Below are 15,504 nucleotides of genomic sequence, written 5' to 3'. Positions count from 1 at the left end.
AGTTCTAAGACCTAGAGCTCGGTTATATCCGTGGTCCGGATGATCTGTGCGATGGTAGCTAACTGATGAATGGAGGCGCCATGCTCGCTGGCGTGTGCCGCCGCACAAGCGTCTTCGAGAACAACCACCTGATAATCCCTGTCGTGTGCGTCGCGCGCGGTAGCTTGCACGGCCCATGTCGTGCTGACCCCAGCAATCACCAGGCGCTCGATCCGCTGCGCACGCAATAGCGCCTCGAGCCCGGTGCTGTAAAAAGCGCTGATGCGCGGTTTTACGATCACACAATCGGTGTTCTGGACCTGGAGATCGGGATGAAACGCCGTGCCTGGCCCGCCCAATTGCAGGGCGCCAAAATCGGCAGCTTTACCAAACATAAGGGACTGTCGCGACAGCTCGTTATAGCCGCTGCGAAAGCCCACCTTTACCAGGATGGGCAGCCATCCGTTGGCCCTGGCATGCGCCAAGGCCATGTTGGCTTTCTGGACGACGCCGCGTTCGACCGCCTGTGCGGCCGAACNCGCCACTTTGCCCGAGGGATGCATGATGTCGACGATGTAGTCGAGGAGGATGAGCGCGGTTTTCATGATGATCGAAGTGACGATTTAAACTGAAAACATCATAACACGATAACATTATAATGACTTGGCAGTCACGATACAATGTGGCGTGTGAACCCTCCCCATGCAGGCGATTAACGTGACCATCCAACAAGAAAAGCTCGTCAAAACACCCGGCACCAACCTGCACCGCCAGCTGTACCTGGTCCTGCGCGAGCAGATCATGCGAGGGGTGTATGCGCCAGGAGCGTTGTTGCCTAACGAGGATGAGTTGTGCAATTACTTTGGCGTTTCCAGAATCACAGTACGACGGGCACTGTCCGATCTGAGCCAGCAAGGGCTCGTGGAACGCCAGCAAGGTAGAGGCACTTTTGTCAGCTCTAATCTTCCGGACCCACCTTCGTTCAACGCCGTCAGCTTCCTGGATGCGATCAAGGAAAGAGGGCAAGAAACTCAGGTTCATGTGCTCGAGGTTCGAACTGCCGCCCCCCCTGGCATCGTGGCGTTTCAGATGCAGTTGCACAGTGGCGAGCAAGCTGTCTACGCAGCCCGTTTGCGCCATACCGACGAGGTCCCGCTGATGGTGACAGAGGCTTGGGTACCATTAGACTTGGGCAAGACCGTCACTCTGGCACGCCTGAAACGTAGGCCGCTCTATCAATTTCTGATCGACCAAGGCGTCGAATTCGGGCGAGTGATCGAGGAAATCACTGCCGTGTCAGCGAACCCACAATTCGCCAAACTACTCAACGCCGAGGTAGGGGCGCCGCTTTTGCGGGTCACGCGCCTTGTGTATGACCAAAATGAACGGCCCGTGGAACACCTCACCATCCATGCCAATCCGGAACGAAGCCGCGTGTTATTGAATTCACCTCCGGAGATGCAAAAAAGCATCGCCAGCAGACTGGTGCACGACCAACAGGGATCATAGAACCCTGGCAGCCTCGCCGCGAGAGATTCCTCGGTCCCCACGATCCCCGCAGCGTCCGAACGACACGTGGCTCGCTCGCGACGCCACACTGAAGTGATCTTGCGACGATCACTTCAGTTTCTCATCTATCACCGACCCATCGATAACCGCCAATAACGGGTCAACAGCCAATCTCCGTTCTATATCTTCCCGCCCCATCATGATGATCGCGGGCGAATAAGCACGCATCAGACGATGCGTCGCACTCCTACCCCATCAGGTACCTCTCAGACAGCCGAGCTACGTTGCACACGAATTCGTCTCATTTTTTTCTATATTGACATAATGGTATAACGTTAATATGATTTGATAAACCGATGCCAGAAATGGGTTTCGGCACCCTCCCCTGAGACACCAAAACAATTATTCAATGTATGGAAAGGAATGCTTCATGAGCACCAAACAAATCCCTGACATCGACACCATCAAGAAGGATGCCCAGAAGGCATTCCAATGCCTGCACTCTGGCGGTGTCGTCATCCTTCATTACGACGTTTCGTACGCCGTACTCTGCGCTACAGACGACGCCTTGCACAAAGTTTATGCAGCGAAAAACCGTAGCTATGATCGCGCCAGCGGTGTGAGTGGCAGCTACGACATACATCGCAAAGTGCACGTTCTGTCGGACGAAAAAAAGGAAATGATTCGGGTCATCGTGCAAGAACATGACCTACCGCTGTCCGTGATCGCCCCGTTTGCGGAGGATGACCTTTTCATGGGTAAATTGACACCGTTCCTGCGTGGCATGGCCACCCGCGACGGGACCGTCAATTTTCTAATGAATGCGGGAACACTTCGCGACGAAATTGCCAAACTGAGCTGGGAGCACCAGTTTCCCCTCATCGGGTCGTCGGCCAATGCCTCGCTCAAAGGCACCAAGTATCGAGTGGAAGACATCGAACCCGAGGTCCTGGCCGCCGCCGATCTAGTCATCGACTACGGTCCATCGAAACACAGCCAGACACGCAGCCTGTCAAGTACGCAGATTGACTTCCGTGACTTCAAGGTCGTCCGCTTTGGGATCTGCTACGACCAGATTGCGGACGTATTGCGTGAACGCTTCGGCGTGGAGTTGCCCGCCAACCCATATCAAGCCAACACGAACTGAAGCGACCAATGAGCCATCCGCAACGTCTCAAGCTATTACTCCAACGCAGCAAACTGCTTATCGCGCCTGGAGCCTATGACGCTATTTCAGCACGTACCATCGAACAGGCAGGTTTCGAGGCGGTCTACATGACCGGCTCGGGTACCTCCGCCGCACGAGGGTTTCCCGATTTCGGTCTGGTGACGATGACTGAAATGGCCGAAAACGCCGGCGTGATTGCGCGTTCCGTCTCGATACCGCTTATCGCCGATGCCGATACGGGCTACGGTAACGAGTTGAACGTCACCCGAACCGTTCGCGAGTATGAAGCAAGAGGGGTTGCGGGACTGCACATTGAAGATCAAGTGTCACCGAAACGATGCGGCCACCTTGACGGTAAAGAAATCGTCTCGCGAGCAGAATTTCTGATCAAGATCCGCGCCGCAGTACAGGCGCGGCGTGATCCAGACTTTCTTATCATTGCGCGGACCGATGCACGCGCCTCACACGGACTTGACGAGGCTATCGGCCGCGCCAATGACGCTCTCGCCGCGGGCGCCGACATGGTGTTCGTAGAGGCGCCTCAAACTGTCGATGAGATGGCGGCCATCCCCGAGCAGGTGCGAGGTCCATGCATGCTGAACATCGTTCCAGGAGGAAAGACACCTGTGGTTAGCCTTGATGACGTTCAGGCGATGGGATATCGGTTGGCAATTCTCCCAGGAATATTGCTCCGTTCAGCCATTGCCACGTTCGATCAAGTATTGGCCGACCTGGCCGACACCAGGCTTCCAAAGGTCGCAACAGGGCAAGACGCTTTACAAAAGGGCTTTCAGCGATTCGGCGCGGACGAGTGGAACGCATTACGCCATTCAAACTAACAGGGATTAACAGCTGAAAGGAAAAATCCCGGAGGAGACATATGACAACACAGTCAGCCGACATGGCGACGAATCTCCATGACATTGCGCATTGGGCCACATCGCGCGGCGATTCAGTTGCGCTGGTGCTGCACCATCAAGGCAAGCCCGTGTTACGGCTCGGCCCCTGCGACCGGCCCGGCCCGGTCAATTCCGTACGTAAATCGCTACTCGGGGCCCTTTATGGCGTCGCCGTTCGACAGGGAGATATCGACACCAACCTGACGCTGCGGGCAACGGGCTTTGATGAAATGCCCGGCCTGACAGAGCACGAGAGACAAGCCACATTATGGCAACTGCTCTGTGCCCGATCGGGAATCTATCTGCCAACGCCCAAGCAACCTGGAGATACCGCAGACTACCCGCCGCTGCGCAGCCGTCCTGGCCAACGTCATTGGCTTCATGATCCACGCCCTCTACGAGGAGCCTTTGAACCCGGCTCGAAGTGGTTCTACAACAACTGGGATTTCAATGTTGCCGGCCTGCTTTTCGAACAATTGACGGGGAAAAGTGTCTTTCTAGCGTTTGATCGCCTGATCGCTCAACCAATGGGACTGAAACACTTCGATCCGTTTGAGCACGGAAACTACTTGTATCGAGACGATTATCTCGGCGCCAGCATTCGAGCGCCGTACTATCAGTTCTCGATGACCGCCGATGACCTGGCGGCGTTTGGTCAGCTTTGCCTCGATCAGGGTGAATTCAAAGGCCAGAGCCTTGTGCCGGCAGAATGGCTAAAGTCGATCACCCAACCGATATCCACGACGGGTTTGAAAGGAATGTTTTCCCACTACGGCGGCATGTGGTGGGTAGCGCCTTCATCGAATGGTCGACACGCATTTACCGCCTTTGGCGCACGTGGCCACTTTATTGGCGTCCTGCCTGATGTAGACGCCGTGATCGTCATTCATTGCCTAGAGGCCGACGCTGCCCCACTCGTCACAGAGGATGACTACGAAGACGTCGTCTCACTGATTCGCCGAACATTCACTCGTTGACATCGAGATAGCCATGAAAAAAATCGCTTTACTAGCCCTGATCGTTCCTTTTTTGTTCGGTGCTGCGCATGCCGCAGAGCAGTATCCGGCGCGACCTATCACTTTCGTTGTTCCATTTCCTCCCGGTGGAGCGACTGATCTCGCTGCCCGTACGCTGGCAAGAAATTTGACCGATCATCTCGGCGCTACGGTCATTGTGCAAAACAAGGCAGGGGCTTCTGGCATCGTAGGTACACAGTACGTCGCCAACGCGAAGCCTGATGGATACACGTTGCTATTTGGCGCATCTGGCACGCTAGCCACCAACCCGTGGATATATAAAAAACTGCCGTATTCCGAACAGTCCTTCGAACCGATCGGTGCGTTTTCGGAAAGTCCCCTCGTGCTTGCCCTCGGAAAGCATCATGACTTCCGGAATCTCGAGCAGCTATTAGCCTACGCCCGCCAACATCCCGGGGACCTCAACGTCGGTAGTGCAGGTCCGGGAAGCGCAATGAATTTGGCTAATCAACTTCTACAACAGATGACGAAAACGAAAATGACCGATGTTCCGTTCCGAGGTAGTACAGACGGGATGACTGCACTGCTATCAGGGAACATCGACTTCATGTTCGACTATGCCGTTTCCGTTGCACCCAAAGTTCAGAGCGGCTCGCTTGCTGCCTTGGCCACGACGGCTAACAAGCGGCTGCATGAACTACCCGACGTGCCGACTTTCGCCGAACTGGGCTACCCGGAAATCAACCTGAGAGCGTGGTTCGGACTGCTGGTGCCGGCAGGAACACCACGCGACGCGGTGACAAAACTGGAGACGGCGTTGCAAATGACACTGAACGACCCTGAATTCGAGAAGGCAATAGAAAACCAGAACTCCGTCGTTGTCAAAGGACTCACAGGACCGGCGTTCGGTGATTTCATCGCCGCTGAAAGGCTACGCTGGCGCGATCTGATCAAGGCGGCGGGCGTCGTCCCACAGTAGAGCAACTCATCAACGTACGATCCGCAGACATTGGGCTTAAACCCATTCACCAGGAGACTTGACATGCCCACCCTAGATATTGCGGGCGACGCCCGCCGAACTATTGATGTCATCAAGCGGGGTGGTATCGCGCTGGTGCCTAACGATACCGGCTATGCGCTGTGTGGCTCTAGTCTGGATCCGCTAAAAAAAATCTTCGTCAGCAAGCAGCGAGGCACGCATAAACGCAACGCCATGGGTGCAAATCTGGACACCCAGCGCGAACTACACACGCTCGATCGAAGAGCGCAAGAAATGGTCGAAGCGCTCGTCGTCGATCACAATCTCCCCGTCGCCGTAGTCGGCACATTCCGAACTGACCATCCTGTGATGCGTAAACTCGATCCTGATCTGGTACGTGCGAGCACCGCTTCAGACACGCTCGCGCTGCTATTGAACGCGGGTCCTTTTCACGAAGCACTGTGCGCACTCGCCTATGCGGAGTGCGTACCACTGCTCGGTTCCTCGGCCAATTTGACGGGTACGGGTTCTCGATACCGTGTCGAGGACGTCCCGCAAGTACTTCGTGATCTGGCCGACATCACCATCGATTACGGTCTGCGTCGTGCCCATATCTACCAGCGGGCCGGCACAGTTATCAACTTCAATACGCTCGAGGTCATTCGAATCGGCGCCTACTACGAACTGATTTCGGATGTTCTGAAGCGCTCGTTCGGCGTGGAGCTGCCCCCCGACCCGGGAATCCATGCGTTGCCTTCCGGTCACCTCAATGAGTTTGCATTGAAGGAATCCGAATGAAGAAGACAACCACCACACTACGTGAGCAGCTAACATCCGAATCGCTCATCGTCGCGCCTGGCGCCTACGACGCGATCGGTGCGCGCATGATCGAACAGGCCGGCTTTGACGCGGTCTATATGACTGGTGCGGGCACGTCCGCCGCCCGGGGATATCCCGACTTCGGCCTGCTTACGCTTGACGAGATGGTAAACAACGCAGCATCCATGGCGCGCGCTATCGCCATCCCTCTGATAGCCGACGCAGACACGGGGTATGGCAATGACCTCAACGTCACCAGAACCACGCGTGAGTTCGAGGCGTGCGGAGTGACGGCGATACAACTAGAAGACCAGGTTTCGCCCAAGCGCTGCGGTCACCTCGATGGGAAGTCAATCGTACCCAGGCAGGAATTCATCGCGAAGATCCGGGCAGCAGTGCGAGCCCGCCGCTCAGCAGAGTTGGCACTCATCGCCCGAACCGACGCTCGTGCCGTCGAAGGCATGGACGAGGCAATCTGGCGTGCCAACGCAGCGCTAGATGCCGGCGCCGACGTGGCGTTCGTAGAAGCGGCACAGACGCTCGACGAGGTCCGCGAGATTCCGCGGCGTGTAAAAGGCCCCTGTCTATTGAACCTGGTGCAAAATGGCCGGACTCCTATATTGCCCATGCATCAAGTGCAAGAGATGGGCTACCGCATCGCTATCGCGCCCGGCCTGCTACTCACCACCATGCTGGCCGCTGGCGATGCCGCGCTAGCGCGATTGCGAATCGACGGGAAGCTACCTCCCTCGACAGAGGATGTTACATCCGTGTTCCGTCGATTCGGCGCTGAGGAATGGAATGCTCTGCGACGAGAGCTGGCAACCGAGCGGAACTCGTAAACACCGATGACTGAACAGCGGGCGTAGTTACCATGGCCCTCCCTCCTTCTATGTATCGGCTCCAGCCACGATCTTAACGTTGCCGTCAACCTCGTCTTCGATCCGATTCGACAGAATGCCGATCCCTTCGATCTCGATCTCGATGGTGTCGCCGGCCTTCATCCATACCGGTGGTGTGCGAGCATACCCGACGCCTGCCGGCGTTCCCATGATGATCACATCACCAGGTTCCAGGGTCATGACCTCTGTGATGAGGCAGAGCGTTTCCACCACTGGAAAGAGCATGTGCGCCGTGTTACTGCGCTGCATGACTGTTCCATTTAAACGAGACTCGATCTTCAAGCCGCGGGCACCCGCGGGCAATGTCGAAGCCGGAACCAGCCAGGGACCAAAGGAGCCCGTCTCGTCGAAATTTTTGCCGATTGTCCACTGCGCGGACTTGCGCTGATAGTCGCGCAGCGTGCCATCGTTAAAGCACGAATAACCTGCCACAGCTTCCAGGGCGTCGGTGGCGACCAAGTGGCGAGAGGTCCTACCGATAACCACGGCGAGTTCGGCCTCGAAGTCCAGCCTGGTGGAGACATGTGGCCGCCTCAGGGGCGCGCCATGAGCGGTTAGGGACGAAGGGCAACGCAAGAAAAAGCTCGGATACTCTGGCTTGTCGTTGCCGCCCTCGAGTGCGTGATCGGCGTAATTGAGCCCCATGCAGATTATCTTACCGGGGCGCGGCACTACCGGCAGCAGTTCAACGGCGGCCAGGGGTTGGCGTTCTGCAGCGGGTATCTCAGCAGCCATCTCGGCGGCGGCCGCAATGCCGGCAGCACCCTTTTCGCAAAGGCCGATCATGTCGCCAGGAAGGATGGCGACTGATTCGCCCACGATTGCACCGAGGTGTGGCGTAGCATCGGCTGCAGTACGGAAGGTGACAAAGTTCATGTGCATTTCTCAGAGTAAAAAATTAAGTCGTGCCGCACGTATGACGTCGGCTTGACTCTGAATGAGCCACGGGCCGTCAGTCCGCGCCAACCGTACGCATCAATGCGTACAAGGCAGTGTGGCCCTCGAAGCCGATGCCAGGCAGTTGCGGCGGCTGCACATAGCCATCCTCCACCACAGTACTGTCCGCAAAGCCACCGAAGGAACCGAATACACCGGGATAGGCCTCGCAGCCTCCCAGGCCGAGACCGGCTGCCAAGGCCAACGACATTTGGTTGCCACCGTGCGGGAAGTGACTCGTCGCCTGCCAACCCTGCGCTTGCAGATCCAGCACCATAGTCGAGAAGGCATCCAGGCCATAGGACTGCGGAGGATCGACCTGGATCAGATCCTGCCCACTGCGCCACCCGCCCAGCCGGATGAGATTCACAACGTCCTGCATGCCGTAGAGGTTCTCGCCTGCCGACAGTGGCGGCGCGTAGACGGACGCTATTTCGGCCATCAACGAGAAATCGTTCGGGTCGCAGGGCTCTTCGAACCAGCGCAGCCGGTATGGCGCCAGCGCCGCAGCATAGGCCAGCGCATCGTCACGCCCGAATTTGCAGTTGGCATCGACTGCCAAATGCCCGCTGTCAGGCAGCACACCGAGGGCGCATTCGATGCGCCGCAGATCTTCGTCCAGCGGGACTCCACCGACCTTGATCTTGACATGCGTGTAGCCGTTGTCCTGGTGTGAACGGATCTCGTCGGCCACGTCTTGCGGCACGCCGCCCGGGCGATACCAACCGCCTCCTACGTACACGGGGACCTTTTGTTGCATCGAGCCGTCGAGATAGCGACGGGCCAGAACTTCCGCAGTGGGCAAGTCTTGCGCCTTGCTTATCGCATCCCACAGAGCGGTCTCGATTGTGCCGATGGCGATACATCGTTCGGCGTGGCCACCCGGCTTTTCACCGATAAGCATCGTCGCCACCGCCTTTGTTGGGTCGAGCACCCCGGCAGCATCGAGCAACGACTCAGGCGTAGCACGCAGCAGACGCGGGAAAAAGCGTTCCCGCATGGATTGGCCGCACGCGTAGCGGCCGGTAGAGTTAAAGGCGTAACCCGTCACCGGGACTCCGCCGGCCCCAGGGTCCAGTTTCACGGAGACGATCGAGGTGGTCATCTCCGCAAAGGAGAATACGGCATTGCGCATGGTGCTTTGCACCGGAAATGCGGCTTCATGAAGGGCGATGATACGCATAGTTCAGCTCGGATTCGTGGACATTTGGTTTGCTTAGCGTGACCGCTCAATGCCGGCGCTTCGGATCAGCTTGCCGTAGCGTACGGTCTCGTCGTCGATATGCTTGCGGAATGCTTCTGGCGTGGCCGGCGCGGCGGGAAGAAAGCCCAAGGCGACAAGTCGTTCACGTGTATCGGGCTGCCTCAGGACATTGTCAATGTCGGAATTGATCTTGTTGATGATTGGCGTTGGCGTGGCACCGGGCGCGACAAAGCCCAGCCATGCGCCGTATCGAAAGCCGGAAAAGCCGGACTCGGCCATTGTGGGCACGTTAGGAAGTACAGCGAGCCGCTCTGCCGAACTCACTGCCAGAGGAACGAGTCGGCCGGACTGCAGAAACGGCAATACTGCGGACACTCCTGCGAACATGACTTGTATTTGGTCGCCCACCACTCCTATTGCCGCATCTGACGCGCTTTTGTACGGAACATGCGTCAATTTGATATGCGCGTCGTGCATAAGCATCTCCATCGGCAGATGCTGCGCGCTGGCGACACCACTGGAGCCAAAATTGATCGTGCCCGGTTCGGCTCGGGCCAAGTCGACCAATTCTTTGACCGATCGCGCCGAGAACTGCGGCGATGCGACTAGCACGAAGGGAGTTTCTCCAATGAGTGCGATAGGCGCAAAGTCCTCCAGCGGGCGATAGGGAAGCTTGGCATACAACCATGGGTTCGCCGCCAGGGTAGTGTCGTTGGGCACGAGCAGCGTATAGCCGTCGCCGCGGGCGCGCGCAACCTGCTGAGCACCAATGATGCTGTTGGCCCCGACCATGTTCTCGACCACCACGCCCTCGCCCCACATCGCGCTCAGCTTATCTGCCATAAAGCGCGAAGCAATGTCGGCACCTGCGCCTGCTGCGAAGGGCACGACGACGCGCACGGGCTTTTCTGGATATTGACCGTTCGCTACGCTGCACAACAGCATGGCAGCGAGTGCAAAGGCACGGGTATAAGCGATTGTGTTCTTAAGCGTGCCCAAATAGACCGAATAGCACTGGGTGCAACATGTAGGGTGGTCATGAAGGTCTCCATTCTTTTGGTTAGCGGTATCGATTCTGAGCCATACAAATCCAACTAAAAAGAATATATTTCAGATACTCTCTAGCGAAAATAGGCATGGATATCGATCAAGGGGTTGGAATGGATCTGCGACAGATACGATATTTTCTGGCGGTGGCGGACAAGGGCAGCATCAGCGCGGCCGCCGCCGTGCTGCACGTGGCTCAATCCGCCGTCAGCCGACAGATACGCTTGCTAGAGGAAAACATGAGCGGCCCGTTGTTCATCCGCAGTATTGCGGGCGTGGAACTGACAGATAGTGGCCTCATGTTCCTGGAGCGGGCCAGATTCATCCTGCGTGAAGTGCAGAGCGCGACTCAGGACGTATCCGACTTCAACCGCGGGATGCGCGGGTTCAATCACGATGTGCGCGGCACGGTCCGTATGTCGGCAGCACCGACGGTGGGGCAAGCTCTGTACGGGCGGACCGCGATGGATTTCCGGGAAAGGTTCCCCTTGATCCGGCTTGAGTTGACCGAGAGCCCGACTGAGGATGCGTTACATCGTCTCTCTGCCGGCACTATCGACATGGCCATTGTCTCTGATCCAGGCAACCGGGAGCACATCCGCTTTACGCCTTTGCTGGAGCAGGAGATCTCCGTTTTCTGTCCCGGTGGCAGCAAACTGGCCACTCGCGCCAGCGTGCACGCGAGAGAGCTGCGCAAGCTTCCGATCATCATTTCCCTCGGCCTGCGCAATAGCTTTGAAGCACAGCACGGCGCAGTGGAGCCTATCATCCAGATCGATGGCGGCGAAGGTGCCGCGCAGCTCGCCCACGCTGGGCTTGGCGTGGTGGTAATGCCGAGTTCCGTCGCACGGACATCGACGATTTGGAAGGATCTCGTCGCCGTGCCGATTCGAAGTTTTTCCGTTACGCGCATGCTTGCTGTCGCCGAGGGACGGCCCGTGAGCTTAGCCGCGAAAGCATTCCGTGGCGCCATTGAGGCGCAAACGGCCGTTTGCATCGGTGAGGGTCTGTTTCTACCGGTTTGAGCAATTGATCTCATTCCTTGAAGGGGGCCGTCTCACACTAGAGAAGTCGGCAGGTGACCATAAGCCATCAACCTCAGGCTAGTTGATCTTTAGGAGGACATCAGCCTGAGCTGCTGCGCCACCCAGCGCTCTGGCGCGTCAACGTCTTCACTACGCACTCAGAAGTGACTCATCCACATTGAGTTTCTCAGAAAAGAAATCCAAGAAAGTTCGGATCTTTTTCGGCATGCCACGACGACTCAGAACCATGGCCGTCACATGCATTGATGGACTGCGCCAGTCTTCTAATACGCGGTGAAGCCTGCCTGCCTTGAGGTCATTGGTGCACATGACATTCGGCAGCATGCACATTCCGACGCCCGCGATCGCCATTTCCCTGGCGATTGATATGTTGTTGACAACGACTTTTCCGTGGATGGTGGCAAAGCGGTGCGAGGCACTGTTTCGCAACGTCCATATTCCATCATGTTTCTGTTGTGCCGTGACAATGCAGTCGTGCTTGTGCAGATCATCCACTGCGTAGGGAATCCCGCGTCGTTGCAGATACTCGGGGCTGGCGTAAACGCCTCTCGTCAACGTCGTGAGCCGGCGGTAAGTCAGATCCGTATCCTGCAATGGTCCCAACTGTATTGTGAGGTCGTAGGCTTCCTCGCGGAGATCAATGATTCTGCTGTTGACATCGACCTCTAAGACAATGTCCGGATACGCCAGCATGAATTCTGACAGCGCGCGTCCAATCCAAGACATACCAAAGTCCACGGGGATGCTGATTCGCAAGATCCCTCGCAGTTGGTTCTGTACCTGCGTGGAGGCGGCTTGAGCCAGTTCGGCTTCATCGACAATGCGACGGCAGTGTTCGTAGAACTGTGAACCGGCCTCGGTGGTTCCAAGCTTGCGGCTGCCCTTCTTTAGCAATGCGGTGCCGACTTGTTTTTCCAAAGCCGAGAGCTTTCTGCTGATCGTCGACTTCGGTACTCCTGTTTCTTTGGATGCGCGAGTGATGCTTTGCGCATTGATTACCTCAAAAAAGAGGCGCAATGAGTTGAGATCGATTTTCTCGGACATTTTTTTCGCGTAGACCAAACGCGGTTCGGGGAGGCCCTAATCTCTTAGGCGGCGCACAGGTTCCATGCATGGAACAGAGCGGACTTATTTTAGTTTCTACCGGATGAAATTCATCGTACCAGAGGACAGCCCGCACGCAATGGTGGTTTGTCCCTGGGGCGGGCGGTGCCGCTGGCTAAACGTTCCACCAGTGGAACGGGCGGACCAGATATGTCCCTATTCGTAATACGCGTGGGTTCCTAGAATTCATTCCACAACCAAGCCGAGACACAAACGGCAATCTCTGGTGTGAAACAGACAGTCCATCGAGAATTAGGAGACAAACGTGCTTGACCAACGACTTTCCAGGCGCTCGTTGCTGCGCGCCGCAACGGCACTGACCTCCGGCGCAATGCTCGGGCTTCTTGCCGTGCCTCAGCCAGCCCGCGCTGCAGCGGCGAGATTGCGCTGGGCCAATTTGACCCCTGGCTTCACGACATTATTGACCGACTATATGGTGGCCAAGGGCATCGACAAGGCCAACGACTTGCAGCTAGGGAAACCGACGGCCTACACATCGGTCACCACCTACTACAACGATTTCGTGGCGGGCAATTATGACGTGTGTATTGGCAGTTGGGACACGTTCGCGTCCAGGTACCTCTCGTCGGTGCCGGTGCAATACGTCTGCTCCGTGACGACCGGCAACATGATCAACCTCATCACCCAGGCTCAGGGCGTCAACAGTATCCAGGATCTAAAGGGAAAAACCCTTGCTGCGCCGCAGTCCACAGGCACGTATCGCATGACGCGAGCCGTGCTAAAGGAACTGACGGGGTTGGATATCGAGAGCTACGCCGTAGTGCAGAACGTGGACAACCCAGCCGCGTCGGCCACACTGGTCATGGCCAACCGCGCCGATGCAGGGCTGACGTGGGAGCCGAACGTCTCGGCGGGATTGAAACGCGCGCCGGATATGCGTGTCCTCTATAACGTAGGGGAGGAATATCGTCGCAAGGTGGGGCTTGATCTGCCGTATTTTGGCGTGGCCGTTCGCAAGGACGTCGTGGCGCGCGATCCGTCGGTAGTCACACGCTTGAACACCGCATTCGCGCAATGCATCGCCGGCATCGTTGGCAACACCGACGAGGCGGTAACGATTGCCGGAGCAAATTCAGGGATGTCTCCTGATGTGCTGAAGGCCGCAATCGAGTCAAAACGTCTCGAGTTCAAGCACACCTCCATGCAAAAGGAGGACGGGCGTCGAACTATTCTCGCTGCCAGCGAATTCATGGTGCGCAACGGTGCCTTGTCGAAGGCCGTCGATGACGGTTTCTTCGCGGCGTAAGGGAGACGGGAAACATGACCGCTACCGTCAACCCCCAGAACCGGGCTCAAGCATCTAACGCAAATGGAGGGCGTGCTGTTAATACAGCGGCACCGGCAAAGGATCTCAGCGAATTCAAGGCGCTACTTGTCGTCGTGGTCGTGATTTGCGCCGTCATGCAAGTCGCGAGTCTGTATGTGCCCGACTACATCATGCCGTCGCCGCTGGCCATCGGTAACGCGCTGGTGAGCCTGCTGACTAATGACTTTATGCATGTGGCGATCACACTGGGGCGACTGGTGGTTGCTATCGTGTTCTCCGCTCTGGCAGGCGTGGCAATCGGCTTGATAATGGGCACGTCGAAGAAATTCGGCCCCTATCTGAAAGCGCTCGTTGTGGTCGATACTGGCATACCGGCGTTGAGCTGGATGCTGCTGGCTGTGTTCTGGTTCAAAGACCCAGAGGCGCGCATCTTCTTTATCCTCACGGTAATTCTGCTTCCGTTCTACGCACTGAACGTATATGAGGGTGTGCGCTCGCTTTCAAGTGACTGGGTCGACATGCTTGAAAGCTTCAGGCCAACACGTTGGCAGATGCTGCGATACCTTGTTGCGCCGCACATCATTCCCTACATCTTTCTGACCACCAAATCGGTGATCGGCTATGCCATTCGTATGGTGATCTTTGCAGAGCTGGTCGCTTCGGCTTTTGGTATTGGTTCACGTATGAGCTTTGCACAGTCGACCTTTCACATCGACCAGGTAATGGCTTGGACCTTTCTTCTGGTCGTACTGAATCTCGTTATTCAGTGGTTGGCGAACGTCGTCGAAGCACGAGTGCTTTCCTGGCGTAAAGAAGCAAAGGTGCGTTGAAATGAACAACGAAAAATTAATCATTGAACTGCGCGACGTCACCAAGCGTTTCGGGGACTACACCGCCATAGACCAGCTGACCATGGTAGTGCGTGAAGGTGAGACCGTGGCGCTGCTGGGGCAAACGGGTGCAGGCAAGAGCACCGTCATGTCGTTACTCATGGGATCGGCTACGGCTGACGAAGGCGTGGTCCGTGTCGCAGGCGCTGATCCATCTCGTGATTTCACAGCGCTCAGAGGTAAATTGGCCGTGAGCTTTCAGACGGACCGCCTGTTGCCCTGGCGTACTGCGCAGGAAAACGTAGAGCTGGGTCTGCTATTACTCAATCGGCCTAAAGCAGAGGCCCAGGCACGCGCACGCGAATGGCTTGCTCGCGTCAAGCTGGGTAATGCAGGCCACAAGTATCCGTCGGAGCTATCGGGCGGAATGCGCCAGCGGGTGTCTCTGGCGAGAGCGTTGGCTGTCAATCCTGAGTTGGTGCTCTTGGACGAGTCGTTCAGTCAACTCGATCATGTGACCTCTCAGACCTTGAGACGAGATTTCGCCGAGATCGTGCGTGAGCAACGCAAGACCTGCGTGTTCGTGACTCATCGTATCGAAGACGCGTTAGAGATCGCCGATCGCGTGCTTGTGCTGGCTGCGCCCGCACGGGTTTGCCTTGAGCTGGCGATCAGTGCCCAACAGCGCCTGGACGGCGATTGCATGCGGCGCATGCATCGACAGATCGAGCGCGCCATCGGTAACGAAGATCCGCTGGAGGATGAAACCCATTCTCCGCTTACGCTGCAGCCACAACTGGCTTGATTACTCACCCAT

At 56.9% G+C, this 15,504-nt stretch carries 15 protein-coding genes and 2 pseudogenes; 11 read left to right on the top strand and 6 right to left on the bottom strand.

The features are described 5' to 3' along the window. Window positions 1–11: 11 nt before the first annotated feature. Window positions 12–517: pseudogene (locus tag ACNA0J_RS02650) on the bottom strand (cysteine hydrolase family protein); the annotation flags it as partial. 1 nt (window position 518) lies between these two features. After that, window positions 519–584 (bottom strand): annotated as a pseudogene (locus ACNA0J_RS02645) (cysteine hydrolase); the annotation flags it as partial. Between the two features lie 112 nt (window positions 585–696). Here ACNA0J_RS02645 and ACNA0J_RS02640 point away from each other — a divergent pair. The 7 genes from ACNA0J_RS02640 (at window position 697) to ACNA0J_RS02610 (ending at window position 7,172) form a co-directional block, all read left to right on the top strand. Further along, on the top strand, window positions 697–1,488 hold the full coding sequence (locus ACNA0J_RS02640; RefSeq protein WP_415816109.1) for a GntR family transcriptional regulator: 792 nt from the start codon (window positions 697–699) through the stop codon (window positions 1,486–1,488). Window positions 1,489–1,918: 430 nt separating this feature from the next. Continuing rightward, complete coding sequence (locus ACNA0J_RS02635; protein WP_415816107.1) at window positions 1,919–2,635, top strand: Sua5/YciO/YrdC/YwlC family protein; 717 nt, start codon at window positions 1,919–1,921, stop codon at window positions 2,633–2,635. 8 nt (window positions 2,636–2,643) lie between these two features. Then, window positions 2,644–3,495, top strand: a complete 852-nt coding sequence (locus ACNA0J_RS02630) for an isocitrate lyase/PEP mutase family protein (RefSeq protein WP_415816105.1) — start codon at window positions 2,644–2,646, stop codon at window positions 3,493–3,495. Window positions 3,496–3,536: 41 nt separating this feature from the next. After that, a complete protein-coding gene (locus tag ACNA0J_RS02625) occupies window positions 3,537–4,532 on the top strand; it encodes a serine hydrolase domain-containing protein (RefSeq protein ID WP_415816103.1) in 996 nt (331 codons plus the stop codon). A gap of 13 nt (window positions 4,533–4,545) precedes the next feature. After that, entirely contained in the window at window positions 4,546–5,511 is a 966-nt protein-coding gene (locus tag ACNA0J_RS02620; RefSeq protein ID WP_415816101.1) for a Bug family tripartite tricarboxylate transporter substrate binding protein, read from the top strand. A 63-nt stretch (window positions 5,512–5,574) separates the two neighbouring features. After that, window positions 5,575–6,309, top strand: coding sequence for a Sua5/YciO/YrdC/YwlC family protein (locus tag ACNA0J_RS02615; RefSeq protein ID WP_415816099.1), 735 nt, complete (start codon window positions 5,575–5,577; stop codon window positions 6,307–6,309). Then, window positions 6,306–7,172, top strand: a complete 867-nt coding sequence (locus tag ACNA0J_RS02610; RefSeq protein WP_415816097.1) for an isocitrate lyase/PEP mutase family protein — start codon at window positions 6,306–6,308, stop codon at window positions 7,170–7,172. Before ACNA0J_RS02615 ends, ACNA0J_RS02610 begins: the two co-directional genes overlap by 4 nt. 48 nt (window positions 7,173–7,220) lie before the next feature. On the opposite strand, the gene ACNA0J_RS02605 is transcribed toward ACNA0J_RS02610, so the two are convergent. The 3 genes from ACNA0J_RS02605 to ACNA0J_RS02595 form a co-directional block, all read right to left on the bottom strand. Further along, window positions 7,221–8,108 (bottom strand): fumarylacetoacetate hydrolase family protein, encoded by an 888-nt coding sequence (locus ACNA0J_RS02605; protein WP_415816095.1) that lies wholly within the window; start codon window positions 8,106–8,108, stop codon window positions 7,221–7,223. A gap of 76 nt (window positions 8,109–8,184) precedes the next feature. After that, window positions 8,185–9,351 (bottom strand): enolase C-terminal domain-like protein, encoded by a 1,167-nt coding sequence (locus tag ACNA0J_RS02600; RefSeq protein ID WP_415816093.1) that lies wholly within the window; start codon window positions 9,349–9,351, stop codon window positions 8,185–8,187. 33 nt (window positions 9,352–9,384) lie between these two features. Continuing rightward, a complete protein-coding gene (locus tag ACNA0J_RS02595) occupies window positions 9,385–10,317 on the bottom strand; it encodes a Bug family tripartite tricarboxylate transporter substrate binding protein (protein WP_415816091.1) in 933 nt (310 codons plus the stop codon). A gap of 191 nt (window positions 10,318–10,508) precedes the next feature. Here ACNA0J_RS02595 and ACNA0J_RS02590 point away from each other — a divergent pair, with 191 nt between their 5' ends. Next, window positions 10,509–11,444 (top strand): LysR family transcriptional regulator, encoded by a 936-nt coding sequence (locus ACNA0J_RS02590; RefSeq protein ID WP_415816089.1) that lies wholly within the window; start codon window positions 10,509–10,511, stop codon window positions 11,442–11,444. A 150-nt stretch (window positions 11,445–11,594) separates the two neighbouring features. On the opposite strand, the gene ACNA0J_RS02585 is transcribed toward ACNA0J_RS02590, so the two are convergent. Next, on the bottom strand, window positions 11,595–12,509 hold the full coding sequence (locus tag ACNA0J_RS02585) for a LysR family transcriptional regulator (protein ID WP_415816087.1): 915 nt from the start codon (window positions 12,507–12,509) through the stop codon (window positions 11,595–11,597). Between the two features lie 325 nt (window positions 12,510–12,834). Between ACNA0J_RS02585 and ACNA0J_RS02580 the strand changes: the two genes are divergently transcribed. The 3 genes from ACNA0J_RS02580 to ACNA0J_RS02570 are packed head-to-tail and all read left to right on the top strand — an operon-like array spanning window position 12,835 to window position 15,492. Next, window positions 12,835–13,836, top strand: a complete 1,002-nt coding sequence (locus ACNA0J_RS02580; protein ID WP_415816085.1) for an ABC transporter substrate-binding protein — start codon at window positions 12,835–12,837, stop codon at window positions 13,834–13,836. A gap of 14 nt (window positions 13,837–13,850) precedes the next feature. Continuing rightward, window positions 13,851–14,687 carry an ABC transporter permease gene (locus tag ACNA0J_RS02575; RefSeq protein WP_415816083.1) on the top strand — a complete coding sequence of 279 codons (837 nt, stop codon included), beginning with the start codon at window positions 13,851–13,853 and terminating at the stop codon, window positions 14,685–14,687. A gap of 1 nt (window position 14,688) precedes the next feature. Then, the gene (locus ACNA0J_RS02570; RefSeq protein ID WP_415816081.1) at window positions 14,689–15,492 is read left to right on the top strand and encodes an ABC transporter ATP-binding protein; all 804 of its coding nucleotides are present in this window, start codon (window positions 14,689–14,691) and stop codon (window positions 15,490–15,492) included. Window positions 15,493–15,504: the final 12 nt, after the last annotated feature.

It is taken from the genome of Bordetella tumbae, assembly GCF_965139195.1.
GTDB classification, from domain to species: Bacteria; Pseudomonadota; Gammaproteobacteria; order Burkholderiales; family Burkholderiaceae_B; genus Bordetella_A; species Bordetella_A tumbae.
Note: the sequence above shows the minus strand (reverse complement) of the source record. Positions and strands in the feature narration are given on the sequence as shown.

Excerpts from the sequence above, each read along its gene's own strand:
- ACNA0J_RS02595 (WP_415816091.1), bottom strand. The coding sequence starts at position 10,317 with ATGCTGTTGTGCAGCGTAGCGAACGGTCAATATCCAGAAAAGCCCGTG.
- ACNA0J_RS02570 (WP_415816081.1), top strand. The coding sequence starts at position 14,689 with ATGAACAACGAAAAATTAATCATTGAACTGCGCGACGTCACCAAGCGT.
- ACNA0J_RS02600 (WP_415816093.1), bottom strand. The coding sequence starts at position 9,351 with ATGCGTATCATCGCCCTTCATGAAGCCGCATTTCCGGTGCAAAGCACC.
- ACNA0J_RS02605 (WP_415816095.1), bottom strand. The coding sequence starts at position 8,108 with ATGAACTTTGTCACCTTCCGTACTGCAGCCGATGCTACGCCACACCTC.
- ACNA0J_RS02635 (WP_415816107.1), top strand. The coding sequence starts at position 1,919 with ATGAGCACCAAACAAATCCCTGACATCGACACCATCAAGAAGGATGCC.
- ACNA0J_RS02585 (WP_415816087.1), bottom strand. The coding sequence starts at position 12,509 with ATGTCCGAGAAAATCGATCTCAACTCATTGCGCCTCTTTTTTGAGGTA.
- ACNA0J_RS02625 (WP_415816103.1), top strand. The coding sequence starts at position 3,537 with ATGACAACACAGTCAGCCGACATGGCGACGAATCTCCATGACATTGCG.
- ACNA0J_RS02575 (WP_415816083.1), top strand. The coding sequence starts at position 13,851 with ATGACCGCTACCGTCAACCCCCAGAACCGGGCTCAAGCATCTAACGCA.
- ACNA0J_RS02620 (WP_415816101.1), top strand. The coding sequence starts at position 4,546 with ATGAAAAAAATCGCTTTACTAGCCCTGATCGTTCCTTTTTTGTTCGGT.
- ACNA0J_RS02590 (WP_415816089.1), top strand. The coding sequence starts at position 10,509 with ATGGATATCGATCAAGGGGTTGGAATGGATCTGCGACAGATACGATAT.
- ACNA0J_RS02615 (WP_415816099.1), top strand. The coding sequence starts at position 5,575 with ATGCCCACCCTAGATATTGCGGGCGACGCCCGCCGAACTATTGATGTC.
- ACNA0J_RS02630 (WP_415816105.1), top strand. The coding sequence starts at position 2,644 with ATGAGCCATCCGCAACGTCTCAAGCTATTACTCCAACGCAGCAAACTG.
- ACNA0J_RS02610 (WP_415816097.1), top strand. The coding sequence starts at position 6,306 with ATGAAGAAGACAACCACCACACTACGTGAGCAGCTAACATCCGAATCG.